The sequence below is a fragment of the Mesorhizobium sp. W016 genome, from assembly GCF_054719485.1.
In genome coordinates this window covers 1,894,438-1,910,563 of record NZ_JBTTIF010000002.1, presented here as the reverse complement: position 1 = coordinate 1,910,563, position 16,126 = coordinate 1,894,438, and the positions used below count along the sequence as shown (strand labels likewise).

Annotated in this window: 13 protein-coding genes; 4 read left to right on the top strand and 9 right to left on the bottom strand. The window is 64.3% G+C overall.

Going from position 1 to position 16,126, the window contains the following annotated elements; all coding sequences use genetic code 11:
• Positions 1-49 precede the first annotated feature (49 nt).
• Positions 50-2,245, bottom strand: coding sequence for a catalase/peroxidase HPI (gene katG, locus ACYG9V_RS09590; RefSeq protein ID WP_352499502.1), 2,196 nt, complete (start codon positions 2,243-2,245; stop codon positions 50-52).
• Between the two features lie 140 nt (positions 2,246-2,385).
• Between katG and ACYG9V_RS09585 the strand changes: the two genes are divergently transcribed.
• On the top strand, positions 2,386-3,294 hold the full coding sequence (locus ACYG9V_RS09585; RefSeq protein WP_023823630.1) for a hydrogen peroxide-inducible genes activator: 909 nt from the start codon (positions 2,386-2,388) through the stop codon (positions 3,292-3,294).
• A 104-nt stretch (positions 3,295-3,398) separates the two neighbouring features.
• On the opposite strand, the gene ACYG9V_RS09580 is transcribed toward ACYG9V_RS09585, so the two are convergent.
• The 5 genes from ACYG9V_RS09580 to hisS all read right to left on the bottom strand — a co-directional run bounded on the left by ACYG9V_RS09580 (position 3,399) and on the right by hisS (position 10,086).
• On the bottom strand, positions 3,399-4,277 hold the full coding sequence (locus tag ACYG9V_RS09580) for a calcium:cation antiporter (protein WP_352765754.1): 879 nt from the start codon (positions 4,275-4,277) through the stop codon (positions 3,399-3,401).
• A gap of 320 nt (positions 4,278-4,597) precedes the next feature.
• Positions 4,598-6,358, bottom strand: a complete 1,761-nt coding sequence (locus ACYG9V_RS09575) for an AMP-binding protein (protein ID WP_352765709.1) — start codon at positions 6,356-6,358, stop codon at positions 4,598-4,600.
• Between the two features lie 230 nt (positions 6,359-6,588).
• Positions 6,589-7,290, bottom strand: a complete 702-nt coding sequence (gene hisG, locus ACYG9V_RS09570; protein ID WP_352765711.1) for an ATP phosphoribosyltransferase — start codon at positions 7,288-7,290, stop codon at positions 6,589-6,591.
• Positions 7,287-8,408, bottom strand: coding sequence for an ATP phosphoribosyltransferase regulatory subunit (locus tag ACYG9V_RS09565; protein WP_352765713.1), 1,122 nt, complete (start codon positions 8,406-8,408; stop codon positions 7,287-7,289). The genes hisG and ACYG9V_RS09565 overlap by 4 nt, the downstream gene beginning before the upstream one ends.
• A gap of 172 nt (positions 8,409-8,580) precedes the next feature.
• On the bottom strand, positions 8,581-10,086 hold the full coding sequence (hisS, locus tag ACYG9V_RS09560) for a histidine--tRNA ligase (RefSeq protein WP_352765715.1): 1,506 nt from the start codon (positions 10,084-10,086) through the stop codon (positions 8,581-8,583).
• A 202-nt stretch (positions 10,087-10,288) separates the two neighbouring features.
• On the opposite strand from hisS, the gene ACYG9V_RS09555 reads away from it, so the two are divergent.
• A complete protein-coding gene (locus ACYG9V_RS09555; RefSeq protein ID WP_352519445.1) occupies positions 10,289-10,531 on the top strand; it encodes a hypothetical protein in 243 nt (80 codons plus the stop codon).
• A 127-nt stretch (positions 10,532-10,658) separates the two neighbouring features.
• Here the strand turns inward: ACYG9V_RS09555 and ACYG9V_RS09550 are convergent, their stop codons facing one another.
• Positions 10,659-11,297 carry a DNA-3-methyladenine glycosylase I gene (locus tag ACYG9V_RS09550; protein WP_352765716.1) on the bottom strand — a complete coding sequence of 213 codons (639 nt, stop codon included), beginning with the start codon at positions 11,295-11,297 and terminating at the stop codon, positions 10,659-10,661.
• Positions 11,298-11,506: 209 nt separating this feature from the next.
• Here ACYG9V_RS09550 and ACYG9V_RS09545 point away from each other — a divergent pair, with 209 nt between their 5' ends.
• Together ACYG9V_RS09545 and ACYG9V_RS09540 are read left to right on the top strand one after the other, a co-directional pair.
• Positions 11,507-12,250 (top strand): L,D-transpeptidase, encoded by a 744-nt coding sequence (locus tag ACYG9V_RS09545; protein WP_023692344.1) that lies wholly within the window; start codon positions 11,507-11,509, stop codon positions 12,248-12,250.
• A gap of 271 nt (positions 12,251-12,521) precedes the next feature.
• Positions 12,522-13,442: a bifunctional 5,10-methylenetetrahydrofolate dehydrogenase/5,10-methenyltetrahydrofolate cyclohydrolase gene (locus ACYG9V_RS09540; RefSeq protein ID WP_023804489.1), complete on the top strand. Its 921-nt coding sequence runs from the start codon at positions 12,522-12,524 to the stop codon at positions 13,440-13,442.
• Positions 13,443-13,446: 4 nt separating this feature from the next.
• On the opposite strand, the gene glcF is transcribed toward ACYG9V_RS09540, so the two are convergent.
• Both glcF and ACYG9V_RS09530 read right to left on the bottom strand, forming a co-directional pair.
• Positions 13,447-14,772, bottom strand: a complete 1,326-nt coding sequence (gene glcF, locus ACYG9V_RS09535; RefSeq protein WP_023670548.1) for a glycolate oxidase subunit GlcF — start codon at positions 14,770-14,772, stop codon at positions 13,447-13,449.
• Between the two features lie 4 nt (positions 14,773-14,776).
• Positions 14,777-15,988: an FAD-binding protein gene (locus ACYG9V_RS09530; protein ID WP_352765718.1), complete on the bottom strand. Its 1,212-nt coding sequence runs from the start codon at positions 15,986-15,988 to the stop codon at positions 14,777-14,779.
• Positions 15,989-16,126 lie beyond the last annotated feature (138 nt).

The window sequence follows — 16,126 nt, the reverse complement described above, 5'->3', positions numbered from 1 at the left end:
AAACGAAGGGCGCGGGCCTCGGCCCGCGCCCTTCGTTTGGGAGGTTGCATCAGGCAGCGATGTCGAAACGGTCGGCGTTCATCACCTTGGTCCACGCCTTGACGAAATCGCCAACGAATTTCTGCCCGGCATCCGCCGACCCGTAGACCTCGGCCAGCGCGCGCAGCTGCGCATGCGAGCCGAAGATCAGGTCGGCGCGTGTGGCGGTCCACCTGACTGCCCTGGTCTTGCGGTCGCGTGCTTCGTAGACCTCATGCGAGCCCGGCTCGGAGGCCGGATCCCAGATGGTGCTCATCGAGAGCAGGTTGACGAAGAAGTCGTTCGTCAGCGTGCCCGGCCTGTCGGTCAACACACCATGCTTCGAGCCGCCGGTGTTGGCGCCGAGCACGCGCAGGCCACCAACCAGCACCGTCATCTCCGGCGCCGTCAGGTTGAGCAGTTGCGCCCGGTCGACCAGCATGGCTTCGACCGACATGGGCGGTTTGCCACTGACATAGTTGCGGAAGCCGTCAATTTTCGGCTCGAGCGCCGCAAAGGAATGGACGTCCGTCTGCGCCTGCGAGGCGTCGGTGCGGCCGGGCGTGAAGGGAACCTTCACCGCATTGCCGCCATCCGTTGCGGCTTTCTCGACCGCGGCGACGCCGCCGAGCACGATGAGGTCGGCCAGCGAGACCTTCTTGCCGCCTGCGTTGAACTCGTTCTGGATGGCTTCGAGCTTCGCCAGCACGGTGGCCAGTTCGACAGGCTGGTTGACCTCCCAGTCCTTCTGCGGCGCCAGGCGAATGCGCGCGCCATTGGCGCCGCCGCGCTTGTCGGAGTTTCGGAAGGTCGAGGCCGAGGCCCAGGCGGTCGAGACCAATTGCGAAACGCTGAGGCCCGAAGCCAGGATCTTGGCCTTCAGCAATGCGATATCCTGGTCGCTGACCAGCTCATGGTCGACGGCCGGAACCGGATCCTGCCAGATCAGCTCTTCCTTCGGCACCAGCGGGCCGAGATACCGCACGACCGGCCCCATGTCGCGATGGGTGAGCTTGTACCAGGCACGGGCGAAGGCATCGGCGAACTGCTCCGGATGCTCATGGAAGCGGCGCGAGATCTTCTCATAGGCCGGGTCGGCCCGCAGCGCGAGGTCGGTGGTCAGCATTGCCGGCGCATGACGCTTCGAGGGATTGTGCGCGTCCGGCACCGTGACCGCGCCAGAGCCGCCCTTCGGTGTCCACTGATGGGCGCCGGCCGGGCTCTTGGTCAGCTCCCATTCGAAGTTGAACAGATTGTCGAAGAAGTTGTTGCTCCACTTGGTCGGCGTCGTCGTCCAGGTAACTTCGAGGCCGGATGTGATCGCATCGCCGGCAATGCCAGTGGCATGCTTGCTCGACCAGCCGAGGCCCTGCGCCTCGATGCCCGCGCCTTCCGGCTCGGCGCCGACCAGTGTTGCATCACCGGCGCCATGGGTCTTGCCGAATGTGTGGCCGCCGGCGATCAGTGCCACGGTTTCCTCATCGTTCATTGCCATGCGCGCGAAGGTCTCGCGGATGTCGCGGGCCGAGGCCAGCGGATCCGGCTTGCCGTTCGGCCCTTCCGGGTTGACGTAGATCAGGCCCATCTGCACCGCGCCGAGATGGCCGTGCAACTCACGGTCGCCGGAATAGCGCTTGTCGTCGAGCCACTTGGTTTCCGAACCCCAGTCGACATCCTGCTCGGGCTCCCAGACATCGGCGCGGCCACCGGCGAAGCCAAAGGTCTTGAAGCCCATCGATTCCAGCGCGACGTTGCCGGTGAGAATCAACAGGTCGGCCCAGGAGATCTTGCGGCCGTATTTCTGCTTGACCGGCCACAAAAGCCGGCGCGCCTTGTCGAGATTGGCGTTGTCCGGCCAGCTGTTCAGCGGCGCGAAACGCTGCTGGCCCGCACCGGCGCCACCCCGGCCGTCGCCGATGCGATAGGTGCCGGCGCTGTGCCAGGCCATGCGGATGAACAGCGGCCCGTAATGGCCGAAATCGGCCGGCCACCAATCCTGCGAATCCGTCATCACCTTGTGCAAATCCTCGATCACCGCGTCGAGGTCGAGCGTCTTGAACTCCGCGGCGTAGTCGAAAGCTTCGCCCATCGGGTCCGAAAGGCTCGACTGCTGGTGGAGAACGCCGATGTCGAGCTGGTTCGGCCACCAGTCGCGGTTGGTCCTGGCGGAGGTTCCATGCGCGACCGGGCATTTGCCGGCGCTGTTGTCGTCGGTCATCGCGTCCATCTTGGCCTCCGAATTGCTGATTTATGTGTTGTTTTTTCCGGGCCGGCCGGGAGCCGCGCCACTCTGGAATGGTTCCAGACTAAGCCGTCTCTTCGATAAAAACAAATTGCCTTTCCTGTTTGTTGCGATAGGCTTTCCTTATGATTGGCTTGACCGTGCGGCAGATGCAATACTTCGAGGCTTTGGCGCAAACGCTGCATTTCGGCCGCGCCGCAAAACTTGCCGGCGTCAGCCAGCCGGCGCTGTCCGCGCAGATCGCCGAGATGGAGCAAAGGCTGAACTGCCGGCTGTTCGAGCGCGGCGGCAAGACGGTGCGGATGACGGAAGAGGCGGAAGCGCTGCTGCCACGCATCGAGCGCATCCTGCGCGACATCAGTGATGTCGAGACGACGGCCCGGCGCGGCCGCCCGGCCATGGAAGGCCGCTTCCGGCTGGGCATCATCCCGACCGTGGCACCCTATCTGCTGCCGCATGTATTGCCGGAACTGAAACGGCATTTTCCGTCCCTGCAACTCGAACTGCGCGAAGCAGTCACCGCATCGCTAGTCGAGGACACGGCAACCGGACGGCTCGACGCCTTCATCGCCGCGCTGCCGCTCGACCAGCCCGGCCTGGTCACCGAAGAACTGTTCGCCGACCGCTTCTTCCTCGCCGTGCCAGCCGGAGATCCAGCCTTCGCCTCGCCACCGGTGCCGCCGGAAAGCCCGGCGCTGGAGCGGCTGATGCTTTTGGAGGAAGGCCACTGCCTGCGCGAACAGGCGCTCGCGCTCTGCGGCAGCGTGCGCCCGGTGGCAATGGCAAGCTATGGCGCCACCAGCCTGACGACGCTCTTGCAGATGGTAGCGCATGGTCTCGGCGTCACGCTCATCCCCGAAATGGCGGCAAGGCCGGCCAGCGCCATGCCGGACCTCAAGATCGTGCCGTTCCAGGAGCCAATGCCGCAACGCACGATCTGCCTGGCCTGGCGCCGCAATAAGGTGCGGCATGATGAGTGCGTCGAGTTGGCGAAGATCATTCGCGGGCTGGGTGGGGTGGTGATGGGGGTGTGAGTCGTTTGGGTCTTGGATGTCGCCTTGGGAACCCCGAAAAGCTCAAATCAGGCGCGTTCGAGAATACCCGCCTTGATGGCTGGTCGCCAGATCGCACCAAAGCCTCAAGGGATAAATACCAGAAAAACATACGTAAAAAATACAACGGCATGGACGATTCCGGTCAGGAAGGTCGTCCTTTCGTTGCTAAAGCTTACGCCGCATATGAAAAGCGCTAAAACCAAAAGTACTGCGTCAGCTTCCGGGAGCCCCAGGGTCAACCCTCGTCCCGTAAGCAGGCTGGCTGCTGCGACCGCAGGTATCGTCAAACCAATCGTGGCGCAAGCCGAACCCATTGCGACATTCAGGCCGCGCTGCAGCTCATTGTTGAGTGAAGCGCGAACCGCCGAAATGGCTTCCGGCATCAAAACCAGACCCGCGATCATTGCCCCCACAATGCTGTCAGCCTGGGTCACCTGGTAAGCAACGAGCGCATTTTCAACACTTGCGGCGACCTGCTCGGCGAGCATGACAATTCCGATCAGTCCGATTACCAGGAGCAGAGCGCTGGAAGAGATGCTTTTGTGAGGGGCGGTTCGCGCCGAAAGGTCGTGTGCCAGTCCTTCGATGAAATCGTCCCGATGCCGGATTGTCTGCGCGAACACAAAGCTTGCATAGAGCAGCACGGAAAGAACGCTTACCAGGCCAAGCTGAGCTGCCGAAAATGTGCCGGGATCGGTGGTCCGCGTGTAGGTCGGCAGGATAAGCGTCATGACGGTCAGTGCGGCCAGAACCGCCAGATATGCGCTGGTCCCTTGCCGGACAATTGCCTGCTTGCGATGCCGCCAGCCGCCAAACGTGAGACACGTCCCCACAACGCCGGTGGAGGCAATCATCACCGTCGAGAAGACGGACTCACGTGCAAGCGTGGGGTTGTTCTCTCCATGCAGCATCATGGAAACGATGATCGACACCTCGATTGCCGTTACGGCAAAAGTCAGCACCAATGTGCCGTAGGGTTCCCCCACACGGTGGGCCACCGCCTCGCGTGATCGAGCACCACGAAAATAGTGATGAACATGATCGCACTCGAGAGCGCTCCGACGAGAATCCTGACGCTCGGCGAACCTTCGTCCACCGGTAGCCCGCTGGCTCTGACCGCAACGGCCAGTGCCAGCGCGGCCAAAGGCATCGCATAGGAAGTCGCTGATCGTGCGAAACCAGTCATTCAAGCCCCAATGCGTTCGGCGAACCTTGCGGAAGCCTGTCGAGCACCCCAGTGTCGTTTCGAAGCCGGGCAGTCCCGTCCCCCGGCGTTCAACCCTCAAGCCGTCTTCTGCACCACCAGCCCCAGTTCCTCCACCATCGCCTCGCGCATCAGAAACTTCTGCGGTTTTCCCGTCACCGTCATCGGCAGTTCGGTGCGGAAGCGGATGTAGCGGGGGATTTTGTAGTGGGCGATCTGGCCGGCGCAGAAATTCTTGATCTCCTGCTCGGTGGCGATCTGGTTGGGCTTCAGCACGATCCAGGCGCACAGCTCCTCGCCATATTTGGCGTCGGGAATGCCGAACACCTGCACCTCCTTGACCTTGGGATGGCGGTAGAGGAATTCCTCGACCTCTCTGGGATAGACGTTTTCGCCGCCGCGGATAACCATGTCCTTGACCCGGCCGACGATGTTGCAATAGCCCTCGGCATCTATGGTGGCGAGGTCGCCGGTGTGCATCCAGCCATCGGCGTCGATCGCCTCGCGGGTTTTTTCCGCGTCGTCCCAATAACCCTTCATCACGGAATAGCCGCGTGTGCAAAGCTCCCCGGGCGTGCCGATTGCGACGGTGGCGCCATCGGCGTCGATGGCCTTGACCTCGACATGCGGGTGGATGCGGCCGACCGTGGAGACGCGCTTTTCCAGCGGGTCGTCGACGCTGCTCTGGAACGACACCGGGCTGGTCTCGGTCATGCCGTAGGCGATGGTCACCTCTTCCATATGCATCAGCGACACCACCTTCTTCATCACCTCGATCGGGCATGGTGAGCCCGCCATGATGCCGGTGCGCAGGCTGGAGAGATCGAAGCTGGCGAAATCCGCATGGTCGAGCATGGCGACGAACATGGTCGGTACGCCGTAGAGGCCGGTGCAGCGTTCCTGCGCCACCGCCTTCAGCGTGGCGCCGGCGTCAAAACCCTCGCCCGGGAAAACCATGGTCGCGCCCTTGGTGACGCAGCCCATCGTGCCCATCGACATGCCGAAGCAGTGATAGAGCGGCACCGGGATGCAGAGCCGGTCGTCGACGGTGAGCCTGATTGCCGCGGTGACGAAATTGCCGTTGTTGACGATGTTGGTGTGGGTCAGCGTCGCGCCCTTGGGCGCGCCCGTCGTGCCTGATGTGAACTGGATGTTGATGGCTTCGCCCGGCTTCAGCCCTTCGGAGATGCGGTCGAGGCTGTCATGCTCGTCACGGCCGGCCATCGACAGCACGTCGGCGAAATTGAACATGCCGGGCGAGTTGTCATCGCCCATGCGGATGACGATCTTCAGCGCCGGCAATTTCTGCGCCTTGAGCTTGCCGGGGGTGGCCTTGGCGAGCTCCGGCGCCAGCGTCTCGATCATGCCGAGATAGTCGGAGGTCTTGAAACTGGCGGCGGTGACCAGCGCCTTGCAGCCGACCTTGTTGAGGGCATATTCGAGCTCGGTCAGCCGGTAGGCCGGGTTGATGTTGACCAGGATCAGGCCGATGCGAGCGGTGGCGAATTGGGTGACCAGCCATTCCCAGCGGTTGGGCGACCAGATGCCGACACGGTCGCCTTTTTCGAGGCCGAGCGCCAGGAAGCCGGCGGCGAGCGTATCGACCGTGTCCGACAATTCGCTCCAGGTGAAGCGCTTGTCCTGGCCGACGAAGACGGCAGCATCCTGCGTGGCGTATCTGCCGACCGTGTCGGAGAAAAGCTGGGGGATCGTCTTGTCGAGCAGCGGCGGGGTGCGCTCGCCGGAGACATGCGCGCGGCCGTCGAGCGGGGCGATGAACGCCCTGCCGCGCCCGCGCAGATTGGTGGCGTTCTTGAGCTCGTCGAGATTGATCGCCATCGCCGTCTCCTCCCGATGAGTGAGCCTAGCAGCCTGATGGGATGGTGGAAAGTAGAGGCGGTTCCCCTCCCCCTCGCGGGGAGGGTGCCTCGCGAAGCGAGGCGGTGGGGTCCTCGGCGAAGTGCTCGACTTCCTTGCTCACGGTCGACCCGGCTTGGGTCGTCTCGCGTCGAGCACTGCCGGAGCGACCCCACCCGTCCATCCGCCTTTGGCGGCTGTCCACCCTCCCCTCAAGGGGGAGGGAGCGCGCTCATCTTCGCGGCTATTTCCCGCACTAGCGCCTCATCCGCAGCAGCACGATCTTTCCTGGCAGCCACGAGGCAGGCCTGCGACTTCAGCACAACCCCATCGGCCAGCACCTTGAGATGGTTGGCGCGTAGGGTCGAGCCGGTGGTGGTGATGTCGACGATGACATCGGCAAGGCCTGCCGCCGGCGCGCCTTCGGTAGCGCCGAGGCTTTCGACGATGCGGTAAACCTGGATGCCGTGCTTTTGCGAGAAGAATTGTTGCGTCAGCCGCCAGTATTTGGTTGCGATCCTCAGCCGCCTGCCGTGGCGCTGGCGGAAATCGGCGGCGACATCGTCGAGATCGGCCATGGTATCGACGTCGAGCCAGATGCCGGGCACCGCGACCACGACATCGGCATGGCCGAAGCCGAGGCGAGCGACGATTTCGGCGCGCGCTTCCCAGTCGGCGAGGTTTTCGCGCAGCAGATCCTCGCCGGTAATGCCGAGGTCGACCGAACCTTGCCCAATCTCGCCGGCGATTTCGGACGCCGACAGGAACGCGACCTCGATGCCCTCGGCGCCGTCGATGCGGGCGCGGTACTGGCGCTCATCGCCGGGCAGGCTGACGGCGAGTCCGGCTTTGGCCAACACTTCCAGCGCCTGCTCCTTGAGCCGGCCTTTCGATGGGATCGCCAGCGTGATCATTGCGGCTCTCCCCGCAGCGCTTCGATGCGGTCGAGCCAGACGGAGAAGCCGACGCCGGGGATCGGCGTCTTGGCGCCGAGCAGGGTCAGCAGCCGGTCGTAGCGACCGCCGCCGGCCAGCGGCCGCTCGCCACCAAGTGCTGCGATCTCGAAGACGATGCCGGTGTAGTAATCCAGCGGACGGCCGAAGGCAGCGTCGTAGCGGATCGTCTTTGCAGGCAGGCCATGTGCCTCGATGGCTTTGGCGCGGGCGGCGAATTTTTCCAGCGCCGCGCCCAGCGAAAGCCCGGCAGAGGCCGCAAAACTTTCGAGCGCAGCACTCGCGCCGTCGAGCGGCACGTCGATGGCGAGAAAATCCCTGAGCGCCGCAAACGCTTCGTTCGACAACCGCACGCTGCGCAGTTCGGCCTTTTCGATCAGCCGCCGGGCAATGTCCGCCGGCGCGCGCCCGCCGGAGCCCGACAGGCCGGCCTCTTCCATGCCGCCGGCGATGTGGGCGGAAAGCGCTTCGAGATCGCCATCGAGCACAAGGGCCGCGACATCGCCGTCAAGCTGACCGTTGCGCGGCGGGTTGGCGAGATCGGCGAGTGCTGCCTGCAGCATCGGCGCCGAGCCGAAGGCGCGCGCAAGCCGCATGCGCCAGCCGCGCGGCAAGCCGAGTGCTGCCAGCACCGCCTCGAAGATGGTCTGGTCGCCGAGCGTGATCGCAAGAGGTTGCGCCGGCAGCACCAGCTGCAGCAGCGCGTGCGCATCGGCCAGCGAACGCGCATCGGCCTCGGCCGTATCGCGGTCGCCGAGATCCTCGATGCCGGCCTGAAAGAACTCGTTGCCGCCCTCGCGGCGCTGGCGGAACACTTCGCCGAGATAGCAATAGCGGCGCGGCGTGCCGGCCTGCGAGGCGATGTGGTCGAGGCAGACGGGGATGGTGAATTCGGGCCGCAGACACAGCGTCTTGCCGGTCTCGCTTTCGGTGAGAAAGATGCGGCGGCGCAGATCCTCGCCGGCCATATCGAGGAATGGTTCGGCCGGCTGCAGCACCGCGACCTCAACCGCATGGGTGTTGCGGGTGGCGAAGAGCTTGGTGATTTCGGATGCGATGGCGGGATAGCAGGAGGTCATGCGTGGCGCGAGGCACCCCCCTCTGGCCTGCCGGCCATCTCCCCCTCAAGGGGGGAGATTGGCAGCTCGGAGCGCAGCGCCTCTTCTTCAACGCCGGAGATTGGCGAAACCATGCGCGACATCCAATCTCCCCCCTTGAGGGGGAGATGGCCGGCAGGCCAGAGGGGGGCGTTCAAGCGCCACCCTTCGCACGGTCAGCGGCCTGCACCGCCAAAATCTTCCTCACCTCGGCGACCAGCTCTCCCTCCGCCACCGTCACCTGCGCCGGGCGGGCAGCCCGCCATTCAGCGTTGTCGGCGATTTCAGCGGACATGCGCGCGCCTTCGATCAGATCCTTGATCTGCAACTCGCCCTTGGCGCGCTCATCGCCGCCCTGGATGATCGCGACCGGGCTACCGCGGCGGTCGGCGTATTTCAGCTGCGCCTTCATGCCGGCGCCGCCGAGATACATCTCTGAGCGGATGCCGGCCGCGCGCAGATCGGCCACCATCTTCTGGTAGCGACCGAGGCTTTCCGTATCCTTGTCCATCACCAGCACGACGACCGGCGCGATGACATCGGTGGTGTCCAGCTCGCCGAGGTTCTTCAGCGCCGTCATCAGGCGGGAGACGCCGATCGAAAAGCCGGTCGCCGGCACCGGCTCGCCACGGAAGCGCGAGACCAGCCCGTCATAGCGGCCGCCACCGCCGACCGAACCGAAGCGCACGATCTGGCCGTCTTCGTTGGGGATTTCGGCGAGCAATTCGGCTTCGAAGACCGGGCCGGTGTAGTATTCGAGGCCGCGCACGACGGAGCGGTCCATGGCGATGCGATCTTCGCCATATCCGGCCGCCCTGACCAGGGCTTCAATCGTCGCGAGCTCGCCGACGCCTTCTTGGTAAGTCGAGTTCGAGCTCACTATGGAAACCTGGTCGACCTGTGCGTTCCTTGCCGTGGCGAGAAGAACTGCTTCAGCTTGCCCGTCGTCCAAACCAGCGCCCTTGGCGAAGTCGCCCTCGCCTTCCTTGCCGCCATCCCATCGGCCCGGCCCAAGCAGAAGCTTCACGCTTTCCGGCCCGAGCTTGTCCAGCTTGTCGATGGCGCGCAGCACGGTCAGCCGGCGGCCGGCATTGTTGTCACCGCCAAGGCCGATCGCCTCCAGCACGCCGTCAAGCACCTTGCGGTTGTTGACGCGAATGACGTAGTCGCCGCGCTTGATGCCGAGCGCTTGCATCACGTCGGCCATCATCATGGCCATCTCGGCGTCGGCTGCGACGCCCGGCGTACCGATCGTGTCGGCGTCGAACTGCATGAACTGGCGGAAGCGGCCCGGGCCGGGCTTTTCGTTGCGGAACACCCAGCCGGAGCGGTAGCTGCGATAGGGTTTCGGCAGCTTCTCAAAATTCTCGGCGACGTAGCGCGCTGTCGGCGCAGTCAAATCGTAGCGCAGCGACAGCCACTGCTCGTCATCGTCCTGGAAAGAAAATACGCCCTCATTAGGCCGGTCCTGGTCGGGCAGGAACTTGCCGAGCGCATCGGTGTATTCGATCAGCGGCTGGTCGGCCGGCTCGAAACCGTAGAGCTCATAGACCGAACGGATCGTCGCCATCATCTTCTCGACGGCGCGGATATCGTCGGCGCTGCGGTCGGCAAAGCCGCGCGGCAGCCGCGCTTTCGTCTTTTCCGATTTGTCGGCCATGGGATGGGTCTTTTCGCTTAGTAATCGATGACTTGTTTGGAGTGGGCGTGTCCTAACCGAAGCGGCTTGGTGCGGCAAGGGTTTGCGCTCTTTCCTTCTCCTTCGAAACAAAACGCACCGAAAGGAAACAATTCCGCCATCGGCGCGGCATCGTGCCGACACAATCAGAGCCGATAAGCGCGCCGAAACAAAGGGTTGGGCCATGACTGCCGCACACAAGTTCGACATCAGAGACGACGGCTTGCATGAAGTCCGGTTGCGGCCGGCCGAGAACCGTGCGCCGGTGACGGCGAGCCCCGGTCCGTTTGAGGTCACCGCCGACGAGCGCAAGGGTTCCACCATACGCGAGGCGCTGATGACCGGATTGCTGGTGATTTATCCGGTATTTGCGGCACTGGCGGCGATTGTGGCGGGATTGTTCCTGACTGGCGCCAGCGGGACGTGAGTTCCTTACCCTCCCCCTTGTGGGGTGGGTCGACGCGTAGCGTCGGGGTGGGGGTGCGGCGCCAAGATACCCCCACCCGCGCCTTCGGCGCGACCTCCCCACAAGGGGGAGGTAGGGGGACAGCGCCCTACTTCGGCCTCTTAAAGGCCTTGCGTTCCTTCTCCACCTGCTCCCGGCAAACACACCCCTCGAGATGGTCGTTGACCAGACCCATCGCTTGCATGAAGGCATAGACCGTCGTCGGTCCGACAAAGCTCCAGCCGCGATTTTTCAACTCCTTCGAAATCCTGATCGAGACCCCTGTCGTCGGGTTGGCGCGTAGATGCGCCATGTCCACCACCGCCGGCCGCTCCTCCGGCCCCGGCTCGAACTTCCAGAACCAGGCGGCCAGCGAACCGAACTCGTCGACCATTTCGCACGCCCGTTTGGCGTTGTTGATGGTCGAGACGATCTTGCCGCGGTGACGGATGATGCCGGCATTGGCGACCAGGCGCTCGACATCCTCGTCGGTGAAGGCGGCGACCTTGTCGAAGTCGAAACCGGCGAAGGCCTCGCGGAAATTCTCGCGCTTGCGCAGAATGGTCAGCCAGGACAGGCCGGACTGAAAGCCTTCCAGGCAGATTTTTTCGAACAGCCTGCGGTCGTCGGCGACCGGCCGGCCCCATTCATGGTCGTGGTAGTGCAGATAGTCCGGCAGATTGCCGTGCCAGAAGCAGCGCGTGATCCCGTCGGAGCCGGTAAGCAGTCCGGTGTTGTCTTGCGCCATGGCCGATCCATCCGTTAACGCGCTTTCGCGCTGCATTTACCGCGGCTTTACCAGATTCCTGAACCCGGCGGTAACCACACCAAAAGGTTTACTGACAAAGCGGCATTTTACCCATTCCGATTCATGTTTCGGTTGCCGCTTCGCGCCAAGGATCGCGCAACCGGGGGCAAGTTCCGCCTCCGTCCGTTCGACGATCAAGGTGCGTTCCGATGAAGATCTTTTTGCGTTCCGTGCTCGGCGCCGTGGCCATTCTGGCCGCCGGCGTCACCTCGTCTGCCGCCAACGACCGCTATGCCGACAGGCCGCCGGTTATGGTGAGCCCCGACCTTTCAGCGCCCTGGGTGCTGCAGCTTGGCCGCGCGCCCGGCATCGTGCGGCAGAGCCGACAGGTGGTCCAACAGCCGCGCGTTCGCTATGCGCAGCCGGCGCGACCCGATCGGGTGCGCACTGCTTCCGTGCAGGCGCCGGCCAAGCGCGTGGTGATGCGGCCGCAGATCAATCCGCTCTACCTGCCGCAGGAAGTCGCCTATGACGGCCCGCAGAAGCCGGGCACGATCGTCATCGATACGACGCAGAACTTCCTGTTCCTGGTCGAGAAGAACGGCAAGGCGCGGCGCTATGGCGTCGGCACCGGCAAGCCTGGGTTCGAATGGTCTGGCACGCACAAGATCACCAACAAGCGCGTCTGGCCGGACTGGCGCCCGCCAGCGGAGATGATCAAGCGCGAGGCCGCCAAGGGCCGCTACCTCCCGACCTATCTGGCCGGTGGCGAAGAAAACCCGCTCGGCGCCCGCGCGCTCTATCTCGGCACGACGGAATACCGCATCCACGGCACCAACCAGCCATGGACCATCGGCGGCTCGGTGTCTTCCGGCTGTATCCGCATGCGCAACGAGGACGTGGTTGACCTTTACGAGAGGGTCAATGTTGGAACCACCGTGGTCGTGATATAGTCGCCTACCGAATCATCTGGTCCAGAAGGTTAGACCTTCAGGGTCGGGAAGAGTTTACGGGGGACGGGCCGTGTGGGGATGCGGCCAGTCAGGAAAGGGCAGCCTGGGAAACCGCGCTGCCCTTTCTCTTTGCGGCTATAGCTGAGCCAGGCTGCGCCAGAACGTCGCGCCAGGGGGATGACGGTTCGCTTTCACGCTGCCTTGCCGCATTTCCCCTGCTATAGGGACGGCCAAACTCCCCTGCGCCAAACTCCGCTGCAAAGGTTCAGCCATGTCTCCGCCAGACGATAGCCGCTATCTCCGGGGCGGCCCGGTCGCCCAGCGCATCATGGCATCCGTGCGCGAGGATGCCGCCATCGCCACCGCCGAAGGTTTTCCGCCCAAGCTGGTGTCGATCACCGTCGGCGATACCGCTGCCGTCGATGTCTATGTGCGCAACCAGCGCGCCAAGGCCGCGCTTGCCGGCATCGGTTTCGAGGAGCGGCGGTTCCCCGCCGACATCAGCGCCGGCGAACTCGAGGCGGCGATCCACGGCCTGAACGCCGACCCGCGCGTCACCGGCATCATCATCCAGCGGCCGGTGCCGGCGCATATCCCGATCAAGACGCTGCAAGCGGCGGTGCATCCACTGAAGGACGTCGAGGGCATGCATCCGGCGTCGATCGGCAATATCGTCTACAACCAGCTCGACCTCGCGCCTTGCACGGCTGCGGCCTCGGTCGAGCTGCTCAAGGAAACCGGCCTCGACCTCAAGGGGCTCGAAGTTGTCGTCGTCGGCCATTCCGAGATCGTCGGCAAGCCGATTGCCTTCCTGCTGATGAGCGAAGGCGCAACGGTGACGGTGTGCCATCACATGACGCGCTCGGTGGCGGCACATGCGCGCCGCGCCGATGCGCTGTTCGTCGCCGTCGGCAAGCCGCGGTTGATCAAGGCCGACATGGTGAAGCCCGGTGCGGCCGTCATCGACATCGGCATCAATTCCGAGATCGGCCCGGACGGCGCGAGCCGCATCGTCGGCGACGTCGACACCGAGAGCGTGAAGGAAGTCGCGTCCTGGATCACGCCGGTGCCGGGCGGCGTCGGCCCGATCACTGTGGCGATCCTCTTGCGCAACACAATGGTCGCGCTCAGCCGCCAGCGCGCGCGCTACCAGGCGACGTATGGCGTGGTGGACCGGCTGGCAGCGGAATAGCTGCTTACTCGGCGGCGACCAGGTTTCCTTCGGAGACGCCCTCCGGCTTCGGACCACCATAGGCCCAGTCGAGCAGCTTGATCGTGTGCATCACCGGCAGCTTTGCAGCCGAAGCGATCTGGGTGATGCAGCCGATATTGCCTGTGGCAACGATCTCCGCGCCGGTGGCCTCGATGTTTTTCACCTTTCGGTCGCGCAGCTTCTCCGAAATCTCCGGCTGCAGGATGTTGTAGGTGCCGGCCGAGCCGCAGCACAGATGTCCCTCGCGCGGATCGCGCACGACGAAGCCGGCCCTGGCGAGCAATTCCTTCGGCTGGCGGGTGATCTTCTGGCCGTGCTGCATCGAGCAGGCGGAGTGATAGGCGACGACGGTGCCGGGTTTGCGCACCGGCTCGGGCAGGTCGAGGCTTGCGAGATATTCGGTAATGTCCCTGGCCAGCGCCGAGACCCGCGCGGCCTTGTCGGCATAGGCCGGATCGAGGCGCAGCATGAAGCCGTAATCCTTGATGGTTGTGCCGCAGCCCGATGCGGTGATGACGATGGCGTCGAGCCCGCCCTGGTCGATGGCACGCGTCCAGGCATCGACATTCTGCCGTGCCGAGGCAAGGGCTGCTGCCTCGCGGCCCATATGATGGACCAGCGCGCCGCAGCAGGCTTCGCCCTGCGGCACCACGACCTCGACGCCCAGCCGTGTCAGCAATGCAATCGTCGTCTCATTGATGGCGGGGTCGAGTACCGATTGGGCGCAGCCGGTGAGGATGGCGACGCGGCCTCTCTTCGTCCCCTGCCCGGCATGAATGCCGGAAGAGGCCATTGGCGAGACCGTCGGGATCGAGGCCGGTGCCAGCTTCAGCATCGCGCTGAGCGGCTTCAGGGCCGACACCTTTTCGAACAGACGAATGAATGGCTTGCCGAGTCTCGCCAATCTCAGCGCGGCGCGAAAGCGCGCGGGATAGGGCAGCACAAAGGCCAGCATGGCGCGGGTGAGCCGGTCGAGCAGCGGCCGCTTGTAAGTTTCCTCGATATGGGCGCGGGCATGGTCGACCAGATGCATGTAATTGACGCCCGACGGGCAGGTGGTCATGCAGGCCAGGCAGGACAGGCAGCGGTCGATATGGGTGACGATCTGCTTGTCGGCCGGGCGGCCGTTCTCCAGCATGTCCTTGATGAGATAGATGCGCCCGCGTGGCGAATCCAGCTCGTTGCCCAATGTCACATAGGTCGGGCAAGTGGCGGTGCAGAAGCCGCAATGCACGCATTTGCGCAGGATCTTCTCCGATTCCGCGACATGGGGATCGGCGAGCTGGGCAAGGGAGAAGTTAGTTTGCATTATCTTAGCCTTGGGCCATGCGGCCGGGATTGAGGATGGACTTGGGATCGAACTCGGCCTTGAGCCGCGCCGACAATGCGGCCTTATGCGGTGCCTGCGGCTCGAACACCGGAACGGCGGTGCGATGCGAAGGGGTGGCGCGCACCAGCGTCGCGTGGCCGCCGCCGTGCTTTTTGATCAGCCCGCGCAGCAGGGCGGCCTCGGGATCGCCCTCCTCCATGCGCAGCCAGACCAGCCCACCCTGCCAGTCGTAGAAGGCACTGACGCCGATCTGCATGCGCAGCGTCAGCACCATCTGGTGAGCCTGAGACGGCGCCATCGAAACGCGCCAGACCGGCTTTTCGCTACGGTCGGCGAGTGGCGTGCAGTCCCTTATGTCACGCCAGAGGGTATGCGATGTCTCACCTGCGATCTCCTGCAGCGGGCCGGCATTTTTCAGCAGGGTCTTCAGCGCCTCAATGCGATAGGCGACCGATGGGCCAAACCCTTCAACGCGCAGCAGCGTTGCAGCGTCAGTGCCTAGACTGCCCCCGGCAACGCGCGCGGCGATGCGTTCGGGCAGATGGGCCGCGCTCGACACTTCGGCGCTGGAGCCGAGCGCCAGCGCCATGGCGGCAGAGGCGGCATCGTCGAGTAGGCCGCGCATGGCAAGCGTCACCTCGGTCTCGGCCGCCGGCAGCACCTTGAAGGTGACATCGGTGAACACGGCCAGCATGCCCCAGCTGTTGGCCATCAGCTTCGACAGATCGTAGCCGGTGACATTCTTGACGACGCGGCCGCCTGATTTGAACGCTTCGCCACGACCGGCAACCGCGTTGATGCCAAGGATATGGTCGCGCGCGGCGCCCGCCTTCAGCCGGCGCGGGCCGGACAGGTTGGCGGCAAGCACGCCGCCGATCGTGCCTCTTCCCTTGATACCGCCGAACAATGGGCCGTAGTCCATCGGCTCGAAAGCAAGTTGCTGGCCGTTTTCGGCGAGCAGGCTTTCTATATCGGAAAGCGGTGTGCCGGCCTTCGCCGACAGCACCAGTTCGGCCGGCTCGTAGAGGGTGACGCCGGTGAGCTTCGAAAGATCGAGCGTGTGTTCGCTCTGCTGTGGCCGGCCGATGCGGCGCTTGGAGCCGTGGCCGATGATTTCCAAAGGTGACTCTTCCGCGGCCGCCCATTGGACGATGGAGAGGGTCTCGGCCGATGTGGTGGGAGTGAAGGTCGTCATGGCGAAGATGGGTCGAGTTCCTTCGCGCCCCCCTCTGTCCTGCCGGACATCTCCCCCACTTGGGGGGAGATTAGCAGCTTTGGCGACCGCGCCTCTCTAGCAACGTCGAAGATTGGCGAAGGCAGAGATGACTGGTGA